The 16,686-nt window shown below is 49.6% G+C and carries 11 protein-coding genes; all 11 read right to left on the bottom strand.

Annotated features, from left to right (window positions below; all coding sequences use genetic code 11):
* Window positions 1–94 precede the first annotated feature (94 nt).
* The 11 genes from BP71_RS12195 to BP71_RS12245 all read right to left on the bottom strand — a co-directional run bounded on the left by BP71_RS12195 (window position 95) and on the right by BP71_RS12245 (window position 16,684).
* On the bottom strand, window positions 95–1,597 hold the full coding sequence (locus BP71_RS12195; protein WP_496379517.1) for a RagB/SusD family nutrient uptake outer membrane protein: 1,503 nt from the start codon (window positions 1,595–1,597) through the stop codon (window positions 95–97).
* 27 nt (window positions 1,598–1,624) lie between these two features.
* The gene (locus BP71_RS12200) at window positions 1,625–5,113 is read right to left on the bottom strand and encodes a SusC/RagA family TonB-linked outer membrane protein (protein WP_496379519.1); all 3,489 of its coding nucleotides are present in this window, start codon (window positions 5,111–5,113) and stop codon (window positions 1,625–1,627) included.
* Window positions 5,114–5,133: 20 nt separating this feature from the next.
* The gene (locus BP71_RS12205; protein ID WP_496379521.1) at window positions 5,134–6,144 is read right to left on the bottom strand and encodes a FecR family protein; all 1,011 of its coding nucleotides are present in this window, start codon (window positions 6,142–6,144) and stop codon (window positions 5,134–5,136) included.
* 44 nt (window positions 6,145–6,188) lie between these two features.
* Window positions 6,189–6,854: an RNA polymerase sigma-70 factor gene (locus tag BP71_RS12210; protein WP_496379523.1), complete on the bottom strand. Its 666-nt coding sequence runs from the start codon at window positions 6,852–6,854 to the stop codon at window positions 6,189–6,191.
* Between the two features lie 173 nt (window positions 6,855–7,027).
* Complete coding sequence (locus BP71_RS12215) at window positions 7,028–8,740, bottom strand: GMC oxidoreductase (protein ID WP_496379525.1); 1,713 nt, start codon at window positions 8,738–8,740, stop codon at window positions 7,028–7,030.
* Between the two features lie 76 nt (window positions 8,741–8,816).
* On the bottom strand, window positions 8,817–9,338 hold the full coding sequence (locus tag BP71_RS12220; protein ID WP_496379527.1) for a gluconate 2-dehydrogenase subunit 3 family protein: 522 nt from the start codon (window positions 9,336–9,338) through the stop codon (window positions 8,817–8,819).
* 170 nt (window positions 9,339–9,508) lie between these two features.
* Complete coding sequence (locus BP71_RS12225) at window positions 9,509–10,750, bottom strand: MFS transporter (RefSeq protein ID WP_496379529.1); 1,242 nt, start codon at window positions 10,748–10,750, stop codon at window positions 9,509–9,511.
* 143 nt (window positions 10,751–10,893) lie between these two features.
* On the bottom strand, window positions 10,894–11,382 hold the full coding sequence (locus BP71_RS12230) for a lipocalin family protein (RefSeq protein WP_496379531.1): 489 nt from the start codon (window positions 11,380–11,382) through the stop codon (window positions 10,894–10,896).
* A gap of 112 nt (window positions 11,383–11,494) precedes the next feature.
* Window positions 11,495–13,138, bottom strand: coding sequence for an FAD-dependent oxidoreductase (locus BP71_RS12235; protein WP_496379533.1), 1,644 nt, complete (start codon window positions 13,136–13,138; stop codon window positions 11,495–11,497).
* Window positions 13,139–13,164: 26 nt separating this feature from the next.
* Complete coding sequence (locus tag BP71_RS12240; RefSeq protein WP_496379535.1) at window positions 13,165–15,207, bottom strand: FAD-dependent oxidoreductase; 2,043 nt, start codon at window positions 15,205–15,207, stop codon at window positions 13,165–13,167.
* A 40-nt stretch (window positions 15,208–15,247) separates the two neighbouring features.
* Window positions 15,248–16,684, bottom strand: a complete 1,437-nt coding sequence (locus BP71_RS12245) for a RagB/SusD family nutrient uptake outer membrane protein (RefSeq protein WP_496379537.1) — start codon at window positions 16,682–16,684, stop codon at window positions 15,248–15,250.
* Window positions 16,685–16,686: the final 2 nt, after the last annotated feature.

A 16,686-nucleotide genomic window follows, 5' to 3' on the forward strand; every position in this document is an offset into this window, starting at 1 on the left:
AAAAAACCAAAACGCCGCCGGAAATGTCCGGCGGCGTTTTTATTACTACTGCGATTAAGCTTAGGGAAGCTTAATTATTAACCTAATCTATGAATCAATATCCTACGTTCTGGTTCAGATTGGTATTGTTGCGAACCTCTGCTGTCGGAAGCGGGAAAAGCAACTCACGGGCAGTTACCGTAGGGCCATAGCTGAACTTATGACCTACGTAGTCTTCAAACTTCTTGGTCTTCACATTGAGCGCCTTACGCAGCCTTACCATATCAAACCAGGTGATGTTCTCGAAACACAGCTCATACCAGCGTTCTTTCCATACCGCCTCACGAAATGTATCTTTTGAAAGACCGGTCAGATTTGGCAGCTGAGCCCGGGTACGGATCGCGTTAACCGCATCATAAGCTTTGGCAGAAGGACCGCCCACTTCGTTGGCAGCCTCTGCATACACCAGCAACACGTCGGCATAGCGGATTACCGGCCAGTTCAAATCACTGTTGGCTGTGCTTGTTTGGGCCACATTATCAAAATGCTTGTAAATGAAGTATCCCCCCAGATCCACTTCCTTGCTTCGATCGGCTTCATTGGTAAATTTGGTAAAAAAGAATTGCTTCTCCTTTGCACGAAGATCATTGGCTTCGTAGGATTTCACAAAATCAGCAGTCGCATAAATCCCCCCCGTTTCGTCGGAATATTGGGAAATATTCTTGTTGTAAGGGATAATGGCCACCTGCCAGTTGGACGGGAGAATCTGCGTCTTGAACTGTACCATGAATATATTTTCCTCAATATTCTTCTTGGCGGGATTATGAAGGTCATCATAAGAACCAAACAGTTTGAACTGCTTCGAATCGATTACTTCCTCTGCTTTTTTGGCAGCCAGATCATAATAGGCTGCGCCTTTTTGCAGCGGATAGCCTGCCATCGTCAGGTAAACCTTTGCCAGCAATGACTTCACAGCTCCCATACTAACCTTTCCGGATACGTCTGTCATCGGCAAACCTGCCGCTTCGGCGAGTTTGAGATCTTCTACAATCAGATTATAAACCTGCTCGGGCGTTGACTGGGTCGGACGCAGCTGTTCCGATTGCAGATCTACCGGGGCTGTGATGATCGGAATGTTCCCGAACATCTGCACGAGATTGAAGTAATAGAATGCGCGGAGGAAATAAGCCTCTCCCATCAGCTTTTTAGCCTCTGTTGCATCCATGCTGATCCCCGGGATTTTAGCAATCGAAAGGTTAGCATTCGCGATTCCCTTGTAATAAAACTGCCAGTAAGATTGCCCGTAGCCATTGTCGGAAGTGTTTCTGAGATCCTTCACGAAATAGCTGTTTACAGCTTGTCCAAGGTCGGTTGCCGCAAGGCCGGTCGCGAATTCCGTCATCATCCAGGTTCCGCCCCCAAAGCCACTGCCCAAAGGTACGCGCAGGTTGGCATAAATTGCATTTACGGAACTTCTTGCGTGCTCAGGCTTTGTGAAATAGTTTTCAACCGTAAAGTTGCTGGGATCCGATTCATCGAGGAAGTCGGAACAGCCCACCGTCATAAACGCGCCCAGCAACGTCGTAAAGAGGCCTATTTTTCTTGATATACGATTCATTGGTATTTCAGATAATGGTCAGAATAATTATAAACCGATGTTTAAACCCAGCATGAATACCCGTGGTTTGGGATAGTCATACAATCCAAATCCCTGATCGAATGGTGAACCTGAATTGGATACTTCCGGATCATAGCCTTTGTATTTGGTCGCCACGAAGAAGTTCTGTACCGAAGCGTAAGCTCTGAGCCTGTCCAGTTTCAGTTTGGAAACCACACCCGCCGGGAAATTATACGCCAGCAGGAGATTTCGTCCGCGGATAAACGAAGCGTCGGTAACCTTGTGGCTATCGTTGTTGGTATCATAATAGGCATTAATCGGGCGGATTTGAGCGATCGGCGTATTTTGGTTGGTTTCCGTCCAGGCGTTGAGGACAGTTTTATAGCTGTTGGCGATACCTTGTCTATCCTCGGCCGAGTGGATACTTCTGTCGAGCACATCGTTGCCGTACATGTATTGCAGATCTACCGTCAGTGACCAGTTTTTAAAGTTAAACGTATTCAGGAATGTCCCGAAACCGTCCGGTATGCCTTTCCCGATGATCGTACGATCGTTGTCATTGATAATACCATCTTTGTTCAGATCTCCGTATTTGACGTCACCGGGCAACTTATTGTACTTCTTGGCTTCCTCAGCTTCCGCCGTCGACCAGGTTCCCAGATGAGATCTTCCAAAGAATGACCCTACCGGCTCGCCAACACGGATGACAGTCGCTCCGGAGAAGATATCGCTGCCGCCTGAAAGTGCCAGTACCTTATTCTTATTGACCGAGATATTGAAAGTAGTACTCCATGAGAAATTGTCGGTCCGGATATTGGTGGAATTCACCGCAAATTCAACCCCCTTGTTCTCCATACTGCCGATGTTGGTAAAGATGCTGCTGTAACCCGTGGTGAAAGGTAGCGGCGCATCGAGCAACATGTCGTTCACTTTTCTGCGATAAAGATCCAGTTCGAAGTTCACGCGGTTTGAAAACAAACCCAGCTCAATACCCAGGTCAACCTGCTGGGTTTTTTCCCATTGAAGGTTAGCATTGGACATCCTCGCAATCCCTGTACCGATATTACGTGAACCATTGAAGATCACGCTGTAATCGATCACGTTAGGTATGTTGTTGGCCATACCCGCCAAAGCGCGGTAAGCAGGGATCTCAGAGTTACCCGTGGCACCGTAGCTGGCGCGAATCTTCAGATTGGAGATCGCAGAAACGCTCTTCATGAAATCTTCTTCCGTCACCCGCCACGCTACTGCCGCCGACGGGAAGAATGCATACCGGTTGGCCGCACCAAACTTGGAAGAACCATCGATACGTCCGGTGAAAGTCACGAGGTATTTGTCCATCAACCCATAGTTCACCCGTGCAAAGTAAGAGTTCAGGCCATAGGCTGTTCCCTCTGACCCGGGTGGTTGCGGGCTCGCCCCTGCTCCCAGGTTATTAAACTGAAAATAGGTATCATCGAAACCCTGCGTAGTTGCGGTGTTGTCAAAACGGTCTACATGCTGCCACGACAACCCGAGCATCGCATTCACCGAATGGATTTTTGCAAAGTCTCTATTGTAGGTCAGGTAATTCTCAAATTGCCACGAGTTGAGCCGGCTATTGATAACGCTCGCATCCCCGTTGGCGGAAATGTATTGCAAACCTTTTGCAGCGAAATAATCCCTTCGCTGGTTGATCACATTGGTACCGATAGTGGTCCGGAATTCAAGTCCTGGTGCCAGATTGATATTCGCATACATATTTCCCAGCATGGTTTGTGTGCGAAGGTAAAAAAGACGCTCTCCGGCTACGCGCAACGGGTTATCCCCGCCCTCCATACCCGGATAGTCCCGGTTGCTCGCCCACGAGCCATCGCTATACTTTATCGGAATGATCGGCAATGCTTCCAGTACCTGACGCATGGCGGTAATACCACCGCCACCCAGCTGGTCGATCTGTTTCTCATTCTGATCGGTGTAGCCCAGTGTACCACCCACTTTCAGCCAGGATTTGATTTGTGTATCAAATACAAACCGACCGGAGAAACGCTTTTGCCACGATTCTTTAACGATACCGTTTTCATTGCGGTAGTTCAGGAATGCGCCATAAGTACCTTTTTCATTACCGCCTGTAAAACCAAGCTGATGATTTTGGGTAAAAGCTTTCTGGAACATCACGTCCTGCCAGTCGGTATCATACAATGGATTACCGCTGGAATCGAACAAACGCGGATTGGTACGTTTCCGCTTGGGGTCGGTATATTTGGTACCGGTAGCCCAGCCTACGGGGTCATACTTCGCCGCGTTGGCATAGATCGTTTCTTCCACGGCAAGAAACTCTTTGGAATTAAGCACATCCAGCTTTCGGGGTGCAACGCCGATACTGAAATCCGTATCGTAAGTAACCCTTCCGCCACCCGCTACACCCCGTTTGGTGGTCACCAGAATTACCCCGTTGGCACCGCGCGCACCGTAAATAGCGGTCGAAGAAGCATCCTTCAATACTTCAATGGAGGCGATGTCGTTGGGGTTGAGGTAATCGATCGGCGTACTACCATTTTGAAGTTCCACCGCATTCAGAATAACCCCGTCAATAACGTACAGTGGGTTATTGGAAACGCTGATGGAGCTCGCTCCACGGATACGGATATTGGCACGACCACCCGGACGCCCCGAATTGGACGATACGTTGACTCCGGTAATACGGCCTGAAAGTCCCTGGTTCAATGAAGATGCCGGACGCTCCTGCAACACGTCAGCCTTAATAGTACCGACGGCACCGGTAAGATCCGATTTCTTAACAGTACCATAACCCACAACCACTACCTCCTCCAACGCGTTCTCATCCGGAGCAAGCTTGATATTGATAGCCGACTGATTTCCGAGCGTCACCTCCTGCGACTTGTAACCCACAAAACTAAAAACCAATACGTTTTGACCACCTTCCGGCACATCGAGCGTAAAATCCCCTTCCGCTCCGGTGGAAGTTCCCCGCTGCGTGCCTTTCAGCAATACGCTCACGCCCGGCAAGGCAACACCCGACTCGTCCGACACTTTTCCTTTTACAGTTCTGTCCACGGCTGCTATCTCAACCGCACCGGGAGCAGTTGAGACGCTCCCCGGCACCTGCTGTTCCGGCAGTGCCATGGCCTCCTCCTTGTTATCCTTCACCGGGGTGGCTTCCTTTGCCTTGCCTTCGGTAATGACAAAGGTGTTCTTCCTGGTCTTCTTATATTTCAGCCCGTTCTGCCGCAAGAGCACGTCGAGATTTTTTTCGATAGGCTGGTTAAAGTCCAGACTGCTGGAAGCGACATTTACGGAGCCCACCAGGCGGTCTTCAAAAATGATTTCCACCCCGTAGTGCCTTTGCAAATCGAGCAGAACATTTTTGAGCTTCATTTCCTGACCAATGGAGTTGTGCTGCTTGGCCGGCGTCGATGCAAAGGCAATGACCTGGGAATGTACGATCCGGGACGATTGTGTCATCAACACGATCCCGATCGCCACCCATTGCTTGGCAGATAGCGTTAGATTCATAAACAAGTGGTTTGGAATTATTAATTGTTCGTTAAAAGGATATTGGAGCCGTTTTGCTGGATTCGTACATCAAGCACCTCCGAGATAGTCTTCAGCAGCTCCTCCGCGTTCTTGGTCTTGAAGTTCCCGGTGATCGAACGCTGGGCAAGATTCGAGTCGGAAAGGATTACTTTCTGTCCGAAATTCTCCTCGATCATCGCCAGGATCTCCCGTACCGGTGTCCCGTTGAACATATACCGTTGCTCCTTCCAGGCAGCAAACGTTCTCATGTCCTGCTCTCTCTCTAACTGTACTATGCCTTCCGGATCCAGAAATGCCAGGTCGCCCGGTTCCATCATGATTTCTTTCCGCCGGTTGTTCTGCGAATAATCGATCCTGACACTTCCGGATTTCAATGCTACTTTGGTTCCTCTTGGACGTGCAAAGACCGAAAACGTCGTACCAAGCACTTCCACCTGAAATGCATCCGATGTTTTGACCACAAACCGCTTATGATCAATAGTATGGCTTACTGAAAATTCTGCTTCTCCTTCCAGAACGACTTCCCGCACACTTCCGAAAAAGCCTAGCCTGGGTACCTTCAATCTGGAATTGGAGTTCAATGCGACACGGCTTCCATCTTCGAGGTAGACGTCCGTATTCTGCCCGTAGGCGGTCTGGTAGGATTTGTATTGCAGCGGTTCGCGAAACCACCAGCCGCAGCTTACCAGCAAGGTCACTGAGGCAGCCGCAAGCCAGAACCGGTTGCTTCTGCTGCCCAGCCATGAACGCGCATGGCTCTCCTCCTCTATCCTTACTTCATCCCCGGAGGCGTGAATCCCGGAATCCAGCCTTCGCAGCAGGCCTTCCAGCGCTGTATCCTGATCGGGCATAAACTGCGGACATTTGGTTTCGTATTCCAGGAGCCATTGATGAAATGTTTCGGCGTTCTGCTGCTGCACGATCCAGTCCTCTACCAGCTGCCTCTCCAGCGGATTGGCACGCCCGCTCAGGTACTCGAAGAGCGTATATTTAGATATAATTCTTTCCATGTTCGGTTCGGTTTACAACGTTGACTGACCAGCCCACCGGAGGGCTATATCATACTCAAAATGGTAAGGCAAAGGGAGATCATCCACTCTCCGTGAAGAGCAGAACGGAGGTGTTTCAATGCCTTCGAGATGTGCACTTCGACAGTTTTAGGCGAAATATGCAGTTCATCTGCTATCTCGTGGTACTTTTTATTCTCAAACCGGCTCAGCAGGAATACCTTCTGACACTGTGTAGGCAGTCTTCCGATCACCTCATTGACTTTCAGGAACAGATTATTGTAGTGGATTTCGGCATCCGGCTGTTGATGGTAGGTTGAAATCGTATGCTCCTCCGTCATTTCCAGCGTGTCCATTTTGCCGAACTCTCTACGCATATACGTATAGCATTCGTTCCGGACAGAACGGAAAAGGTAGCTGGTATAAGAAGAAGTAATGTTCTCGTACGCTCTCGTGCGATAAAATTGAAAGAACACCTCGCTCACCAGATCTTCCGCAATCTGCTTGGAATACACGAACCTCACCGCATGACTGCAAAGCGGATTATAATACCTTTTGAACAACAACTCCAGGCCCTTACCCGGGTTTTGTTCGAAAGTCGCCTTCAGGAATATAGCAGAGTCAATTTCACTTACAGGGGCCCTGCCTTCGTGTGCGGGAGGCACAAATGGCCCAGGGCGCTTCGGTTCCGGGTTGAGCAAAGGATCGTGCATTGAGTATCTGTTCGTATGTAATAATTAAAAGACTTTCTTGTACTCAAAACCCCTTATCCTTAAATTAAAAAAACTAAAACTTTTTTTAATTATATCCTTTATCAAAGCACAGGGCACAAAAAAGCCGTTGTCCTGACGAACAACGGCTTTTGTTAAAAAATATCAACAATTGGTTACAAATTCTTCGCCTTCATTTGTTTCACGGCGTAGTCGGCAGCCCGGGCCGACAGGGCCATATAGGTAAGCGAAGGATTTTGCGTCGCGGTCGACGTCATACAAGCTCCATCGGTCACGAAAACATTTTTGCAATGGTGCAACTGGTTCCATTTGTTGAGCAGGGAGGTTTTAGGGTCTTTACCCATGCGTACACCACCCATTTCATGGATATCGTTACCAGGATTACGGTGGTTGTCATGCGTCCGCACATTGGTAAAGCCTGCCTTTGTGAACATCTCGCTCACCTGCTCCATATAATCCTTGATCATCTTCTCGTCGTTATCGTCGTAACCGACAGATATTTTGAGCTGTGGAATACCGAACGGGTCTTTAATGCCTTTATCCAGCGCGACATAATTGCTTTCTTTCGGGATGGTTTCGCCCATCATATGCGACCCCACACTCCATCCACCATATTTGGTTTCATGCAAATTCGATTTTAGCGACTCACCCAGTCCGTTACGGTCTGAATAAGTAATTCGATTAGCACCAAAACCGGCGGCGTAGCCTCTCAGAAAGTCCGTTTCCTGTTTGTATAGATTGCGGAAACGGGGAATATAGCCACTGTTCGGACGACGCCCGTCTGTCGTAGAATCGAGGAAGCCCTCGTATTCGCCTGAGACGGTCGCGCGGTAGTTGTGGAACGCAACATATTTACCCAGCAGACCGCTGTCATTACCCAGTCCGTTCGGAAAGCGGTGTGAGGTCGAGTTTAGCAATACGAGGTTTGAGTTCAATGCGGCTGCATTCAGGAAAATAATATCGGCATAGAATTCCATCATCTCCTTCGTATTCGAGTCAATCACCCTTACGCCCGATGCTTTCTGTTTCTTTTCGTCGTAAATGATCGAATGAACCACGGAATGCGGCCGAAGCGTCATATTACCCGTCTTCATCGCCCACGGGATCGTTGACGCATTACTGCTGAAATATCCGCCAAACGGACATCCGCGCTCGCACATCACGCGATGCTGGCACTTCGCACGGCCCTGATCAAGGTGGATCTGCTGCGGGTCGGTAATGTGGGCTGCTCGTCCGATGATGATATGCCGGTCCTTATATTGCTTCGATACCTGCTCTTTAAAATATTTCTCAACACAATTCAGATCGTGCGGTGCAAGAAATTCCCCGTCGGGCAAGGCGTCTATACCGTCCTTATTCCCGGTAATCCCGGCAAATTTCTCCACGTGGCTGTACCAGGGTGCGAGGTCGTCATAGCCAATCGGCCATTCTACTGCAAACTGGTCGCGTGCAGGTCCTTCGAAGTCATACTTACTCCACCGCTGTGTCTGCCGCGCCCATAGCAATGATTTACCACCCACCTGGTAGCCCCGGATCCAGTCGAACGGCTTGTCCTGGACATAGGGGTGCTCGTTATCTTTTGCAAAAAAATGCGCGGACGATTCTTTGAAATTGTAGCAACGCGCGGCAATCGGGTTGGCGTCTACAATCTCTTTCGGGAGCCTCTCCCGGTGCTCGAATTCCCACGGCATCATATTCGTGGTGGGATAATCCTTGATATGCTGTACATCCCGGCCGCGTTCCAGCACAAGTGTTTTCAAACCCTTCTCGGTCAGTTCCTTCGCCGACCAACCGCCGCTGATCCCTGAGCCAATTACAATAGCATCGTAGGTACGGGCTTTTTTACTATCTATATTAAAATTCGCCATAGTTTTTTTGTAGGAGGAAGGGGAAGAAAGGGAGGATAGAGGAAGGGACTCCTTCCTCCATCCTCCCTTTCTTCCTTTATCCCTTTTTAACAGGTACACACCCATGATAACGGGCCGGGACCATTTCGTAATGTGTAATATTGGTCATGACATATTCCGAATTCATATATCCCTGGATCGTCAGGTTTTTGACCATGCTGAAAAATGCCTTATGATCTGCATCGGAGCTCTTTTCAATTTCCTGCAGGAGTTGCAGGCGCTGGTCCTTGCCCGCATCTGCAAATGACTTCCCAAAACGTTGTATGCTTTGCTCATCGACATTGGAAACACCGCTGGCCAGGCTCGCCTGTGCTTTCGCGTCGTAGCAGTCTTTCACCATTTTCTGAACAAAATCCCCTACCCCCAACTCACCGGCTCCCGGCGTATCTGTTTTGGGAATGATGGTTTCCACAATCATCGTCAGATTTTTGGATTGGTCCGCCGGTAGCAGCCTCCCTTTTCCCACCGCACTTTTGCTCCAACCGGATGCCCAGGAAGGCAAACCCGCCATGGCGCCCATGGCAACCGCCATGCTTTTAAGCGCTACGCGTCTTTCCATTTTCGTTTCTGTTATGTTTAAACGTCTTTACTTGTATTTGTGACTTCGTTCCTTTTGTCAAATGGCGTCATGGGTTGTCAATAATTGTCAGAATTATCAGGATTGAAATTTTTTCTCCCGACTACATCTGACCATCCCTAACTACACTTGACCATACCTGACCACTCCCGCTACTCTTCCAGAAAATCCAGATCCCTTCCGTGTGTTTCGGGGATAGTAAGAATGCAGAAGATGCCGATCGCAAAACAGATGACACCTACCAGCGCCCCAGCCTGAATGACAGAAAAAGAACCTTTAAAAGTAGCAAATAATGTGGTCATTAGCACTACCGTTCCGCGTACCATATTCGGTACCGTGGTAGCTGCCGTGGCCCTGAGGTTGGTCCCGAACTGCTCCGCGCCGATGGTTACAAACATCGCCCAGTAACCTATCCCGAAGCCCAGTAAGCCCGCGACGGTGTAGAGCATCTGCGCCGACCGTATTCCTGCAAACAGGTACACGACGCTTGCGATAAGGGTGAAGACCATCAGGTAAAAAACAGCCTTCTTCCGGGATTCGAGCCAGTGGCTGATGAAGCCACTGCAAAGATCTCCGATAGAAAGGCCTACGTAACACCACATGATGGAAAGCCCCGGTTTGATTGGCTCATCGATCCCCAGCGCCTTCCCGAATTCGTTACTAAATGTGGCCAGAATTCCTATCACAAACCAGGTAGGAAGCCCGATACCAATGCATTTGAGATAGCGAACGAGGCGGTCCTTGTTATTGAACAGTGCAAAGAAGTTGCCCTTTTCGACATGTTTCTGATCCTTGATATCCTTGAAGATACCAGACTCAAAAACACCTATCCTTAGCAGCAAAAGGGAAATTCCCAGGCCACCGCCTATAAAATAGGCATAACGCCAGTCGAAATACTCAACCGTGAAATAGGCCACCACTGCGCCGAGCAAGCCAATGCCTGCCACCAGCGAAGTACCGATTGCGCGCAAATGCTTGGGTAGGATCTCCGACACCAGCGTGATGCCCGCGCCCAGCTCTCCAGCCAGTCCTACGCCGGCAATGAAACGAAGCAGCTTGTAAACTGTAACGTCCTGCACGAACCCGCAGGCGATATTAGCCAATGAATACGTGATAATGGAACCGAAGAGTACCGACAGGCGGCCTTTCTTGTCGCCTAGTACCCCCCACAGAATTCCTCCCAGCAGCAGGCCGGTCATCTGCCAGTTCAGAATGCTGGCGCCGGTAATGGAAATATCGGCCTCCGACAGTCCCAGTGCCGCCAAACTGGGCAGCCTGACGATGCCGAAAAGCAATAAATCGTAGATGTCTACAAAGTAACCAAGGGCTGCAACTATAACGGGAGCACTAAAAAGGTGGGAAGCATCTGAGCGAGGCGCTGTAATGGATGACATTTGATTTTGAATGGGTTTCATCGGAATAAGTGCAATATTATGCAAATAGCCGGACTTATGTCCGGCTATTCATTGGCGAATTTATAAAATTTAAAGAGAAAGTTTTGTTTGTTCGCTGTCCGGCTTTCTCCTTGTTCATACGTTTATACCTTTTTGAATACGATTGTCATTTTGTATTTGACGCCATCTTCCTCCTCCATAGTCGACCATTTCATTTCGGTCTTGCCTGCTTCGAGGTCGAATTCGGTGACGTCGCTTCCTTCCGTCAGAATGATCTTCTTGTCTTTGATAGTCCACTTCGAGGTACTGTCGACTACATCCACTTCGTCGATAATGTCTTCGCAGCCCGAAGGCACTTTGGCATCGACAGTACCGTTGCCTTTGAATGTAATGACTGTCTCTGACAGGCATTTCTTCCCGGTCAATACTTCGTAAAACGCAAGTACATCAGACACGCCGTTCTGGGCCGGATCGACCGTCATCGCATTGATCTTCCAGGAACCTTCTACCGCGTTTCCGGGTGGCGTCTCAGGGGTCGGATCATCGGAATCTTTACTACAAGCGAGCATGCCTGCGGCAAAGACGAATAACATCAGATAGTTTGCCAGATTTTTCAGGGATACAGTTTTCATGGTTATCTCATTTAAGTTTAGAATGAACGTAACCCGAAATTAAGCGGTATTATCTCCCTTACGAAGCAGTTTCGAGTGACCGGCTACCCGATTGAGTGAGCGGTACCTCTTTTTATAGTTCCAGCTTCTGTTTGTCTTTTAGCAATTGTTCCTTCAATTTGGCATAATCCACATCCTGTACCGCCACTTTGGCGTCGATCGCCTGAACGGCAGCCGTTGCCGCGCTCTGCCCCAGGATCATGAACACCGGCTCCATGCGGATAGAACCATAGGCAATATGCGACGCCGAAACGCATACCGGTACCAGCAGATTTTCGCATTCCACCTTCTTAGGAACAATAGAGCCATAGGAAATGCCATAGGGTGTTTTAGGATGCACGCCGATGTCGCCTTCGTTCTGCACGAAGCCATCTTCCTTCACGTAACGCTGCGCGTTGTGCGCGTCGAGTGAGTACGAGCCCATTCCAACGGATTGCGGCACCGCTTTTTTGCCTAATGTTTCGTTTTCGGTCATCACGCTCTGCCCTAGCATGCGGCGTGCTTCCCGGACGTAAATCTGGTGTGGCCATCCGCCATTGTCCTTGAACTCGTCCTTCGGCAAGCCCCATTCGCTCATTTTGGCGCGTACATCGGCCGGGACGGCCGGGTCGTTGGTCAGGAAGTACATCAGGCCCTTCTGATATACTTCATGCTCCTGAATGATCTGCTTGCGGCGTTCGTAAGTGGCATCGGGATAATCGTAGTTCTGACCGATAAAATCGGTGCTGAACGGCCCGTGATTATTGGTGTCGGTCTTGCGATTGGGAATCGGATCGTATTTATCGAAAGTCTCGGTCCAGCCGGCTTTGTAGACCCGGGCGAGCAACTCATATTTCGCTGGATCGTAACCTGCCGGCTTGGCGAACGGAATACGGTTTTCGGGGTGCGCCGAGAGGCACATGCGGAAGCAGTAGGCCTGGATTTTGTGGTCGCCTTCACCGTTCTTGCCGATTTTTTCCGCTGTGACATAAGGCAACAGGCCGCTTTTGGGATCACCTTCTACTTTATAAGGGCTGATATTCTTGGCGAAATAATGCCTGTGCTGGAAAACGCCTGCCTGAATGCCGTTCCATTCTTCATTGTAAACGCTGTTAGCTTCGCGGCCCACATGGTATTTCACGCCCGCAGCGGCCATCAAATCGCCCTCGTAGGTCGCATCGATGAACATTGTTCCTTTGAATGTCTTGCCACTCAATGTTTTAAATGAACTAATGCGGCCCTTGTTCTTTTGGACGCCATTTTTGCTACGGTCCAGCCATTCGTCGCGGTAGATCTTGATATTGTTTTCCTTGACAAAATCCTCGAAAACCTGTTCGGCAACGTGCGGTTCGAAGATCCACATCGTGCGTTCGGCTCCGTCCATAGCCACGGTTCCCTGCCCTTTATTGCCATATTCTTCTTTCTTCTGCCAATGCCACCCCTCGGGCTTGTCGTAATGCTGGTAAACGCGGTGGTAGAATTCACGCGCGAGCCCACCGATCACCGATTTGTTTCCCGTGTCGGTGAAGCCGAGGCCGCCGGACGAAAGTCCGCCCAAATGCTTATCGGGCGACACCACCAACACTGTTTTACCGGATTTTATAACCTGAACCGCCGCAGTGACCGCAGCACAGGTACCACCATAAACGATCACATCGGCTTCATAGGATTGTGCAAAAGCGGTCGTAAGCCCGACCTGTGAAATGGTGATCAGGAACAGAAAGAGTATTTTTTTCATCAATATTCTGATTAGGATTTAGAAATCTATTTTGAACCGGGCACGAACAGAATGGCATCCGCTACCACCGCCCCGGAAGCGCCTTCCGACGAAATATTCACCGCCGAAGCATTGCCTTTCGGGAGATTGAATTTTCCGACATGATACCATTCGCCCGACGTCTGTCCTTCTACGACAATGTCCTTTTCGCGAACAGTCAGGTCTTTCACTTCATTGCCATGCTTTACCGACAGTTTTATTTCCGAAGCCGGTTTGGCGACTTTGGGGAAATAGGCATAAATATCATAGGCACCTGCTTTCGCGATCTCAGGAGTAAAAGTCACCGAACCACCGTTTTTATCGCCTTCAGCTGTCGTTAAAAATGAAGGCCCATAGCCCCCTTTTTTCACCGGTTCCCAGCTTCCCTTAACCGAAACCTGCTTAACATCCTCATTATCGACCAGGATTTCGGGCGTTGCGCCATTCACCAATGGGTCGGCTTTGAGTTTTGCCTGTAATTTCGGAATATCAATGTGCTGGATGCTCGTTTTGGCGTCAATAGCCATTACAGCCGCGATCGCGGAGGATTGGGCGAGCACCATAAACACCGGCTCCATGCGGATAGATCCGTAGGCGATGTGTGTTGCGGAAAGACAAACAGGTACGAGCAAGTTGGTGCATTCCTTCTCTTTCGGCACCAGCGAACCATAGGCGATCGGGTAAGGCCCAAAGCCGCCGATTTCGACATTACCTTCGTTTTTAGCCATACCATTCACCACAATGCGCTGAATATTATGCGAATCCATCGTATAAGCAGCCATCCCGACACCATCTTTGACCACTTCCTTTCCTTCGCAGTTGGCTTGTGTCATCACGTAATTTCCGATCATCCTTCTCGCTTCACGTACATATAACTGCGGCGACCAGTTACCCGTTTCCACATATTCGTCTTTGGGATAACCCCATTTCAGCATCGCTTCACGAAGCTCCGTGGGCACGCGCGGGTCGTGGCCGAAGAAGTAGAGCAAGCCTTTGGTGTAGGTTTCGTGTGCTTTAATGATCTGCTCCCGTTTGGCGTAAGCGGCGTCGGGATAGTCGTGGTTCATGCCGATCATATCCGTCGAAAAGCCGTTGCGATTATTAATGTCCGTCTTGTTGTTGGGCATTTTACTCCAGATGAAGTAATCGTTCAGCGCTTTCCTTTCCGGTTGCTTTGCGATCAGGCGCGCAAGGAGCTCGTAATGCGTTGCGTTATAACCTTCAGGTTTGGTAATGGGAACCATATTCTTCGGGTCGGAGGTAAGGCAGATGCGGTAGTTGTAGGCCTGTACCTTTTTATCGCCGGTTCCATTGGGTTCCAGTTTATCATTGGAAACGCCCCAAAGCAAACCGCTTTCCGGCTTCCCCTCCACCTTATAAGGATCGATACCATCGGGCAACTGGTGCCCTTTCATGAACTGTACGCCGTCGATCGTCTCGTTGTAATCGGCGTTAGCCTCCCGGCCCACCGCATACCTGACGCCTGCCTTAGCCATCAGATCCCCCTCGTAAGTACAGTCGAGGAACATTTTTGCCGCAACGGTCCGGTTGGCTTTTGCATCCGGTTTCAAGCTGTTTTCCAAAATAATGGATTTAATTTCAGCGCCCGACTTACTGGCGCTGATCACCCTGCTTTGGTAGATTACCTTAATGCCCGCCTCATCGAGATATTGCTGCAAATACTGTTTGGCAACTTTCGGCTCGAATGTCCATTGCTCGAACTTGCCGTAATGCCTTCCAATGCGGCGATAAAAGTCCCGCGACAAGCCGGTAATCGCATATTTATTACCGATATCCGTGTAACCGAGGCCACCCGAAGTCATGCCTCCCAAATGTCCGCCCGGCTCGATCAACACGACCGTCTTACCCATTTTCTTCGCCGTGTAAGCTGCAATCACGCCGGCCGATGTGGCCCCGTAAATACAGACATCGACCTGCTGTACCGGTGGTTCCACCCGGGCTTCGGCAGTGAACCTAAACTCCGGCCGAAACCCCGATAGCAGAAATGCCAGGCAGCATGCAAACTGTGCTAATACTATTTTTTTTCTCATTATTTAAAAACCTGATTTTGAAATTCTGTTTGTTCAAGACTCAATACCCGGGATTTTGATCCTTGGCTGTGATGGCTTTGTTATATAAAATCTCCGAATTCGGGATAGGCCAGAGCATATGTTTCTCGGCTACCACAATATTCTTTACTTCCAGAATGCGCTGTTTGGCTATTCCAAGACGTTTCAGGTCGTTCCAGCGCTTGCCTTCGTACATGGTCTCATAACCTCTTTCCTGAACTACCTTGTCGATAAAAGATTGAAGCGTGAAATCCGAGAGTTTAAAATCAACCGTGGATGCCGTTTCGGCCGGCTTTCCGTAAGCACGGCGATGCACTTTGTTCAGGCTTTCGAGTCCATCCGCAGTGGGTTTACCGTTGGTGCGGGCGTCGGCCTCTGCGTGGAAAAGCAGCAGATCGGCGTAGCGGTACCATGGGTAGTCGTTACCGGCACCACTGGTTGCCAGCGGGTCGCGGTATTTACGATATAACAGGGAAGTCTTGCCAAGGCCGATATCCACATTATAAAACATGTGGTTTTTGCGCAAATCCTTGAAATCCCAGTTCTTGATCACCGAATTGGAAACCGAATCGGTGTACTGCGCATAGACGCCTCCGGGGCCGTAGTAGTTGTATTGCCCGATCTTGCGGTGTGCGTAGCTTACCAGACCAAAACCTTGCTGACGTGAATATTTAAAGTAGAATATCTCTTCCGACGTATTCACTACCTCAGGCCCGTAAATCTTCTGAAAATCCTCGGAAGTGCTCACCGCCACCAGCGAATACTTCTTAGAGTCGATCACTTCTTTCGCTTTCGCACGCGAGTCTTCCCATTTTTCCAAATACAGGTAAACTTCCGACAGCAAGGTCTTTGCAGCCCATTTCGTAGGCCGACCGATTTCGGACGGACTATCGGGCAACCCGGCTTCGGCTACCAGTGCATCCGCGACGATCAGCTTATAAACATCCTCCACACTGGACCGGGGAATGTCGGCTACAGTCATATTTTCCTCCGTGCGCAATGGCACGCCCGCCCAGTTACGCACCATCGCAAAATATATGAGCGATCGCATGTATTTCGCCTCGGCGACAAACGACGCCTTTTCCGCGTCCGTCATGCTCGTACCTTTCGGAACATTGGCAATGACCAGGTTCGCATTCCGGATGGATTGGTAAAAGTTGTCCCAAATCGTAGCGACGCGGTTGACATTCGTGTTATCAAGTCCCTGGTATAAACTCACAGGCGTCTGCGTCCCCCTGGAATTGCCATAATCCGCCAATCCTTCGAGCTGTGCGGGATAATTGGTCGACAATGCATTGTCGACACGCATCGGTCCATAAATCGCATTGACAGCCGCTTTGGCTTCCGCTGCTGTATTGTAAAAGTTTTCCGAGGCAAGCGATTTGGGTTTTTCTTCTAAAATATCGGAACAGCCCATAAAAACCGCCGCTAAAAACAAACTGGTGAATATCTTCTTCATAT

The sequence above is a fragment of the Dyadobacter ginsengisoli DSM 21015 genome (assembly GCF_059568735.1).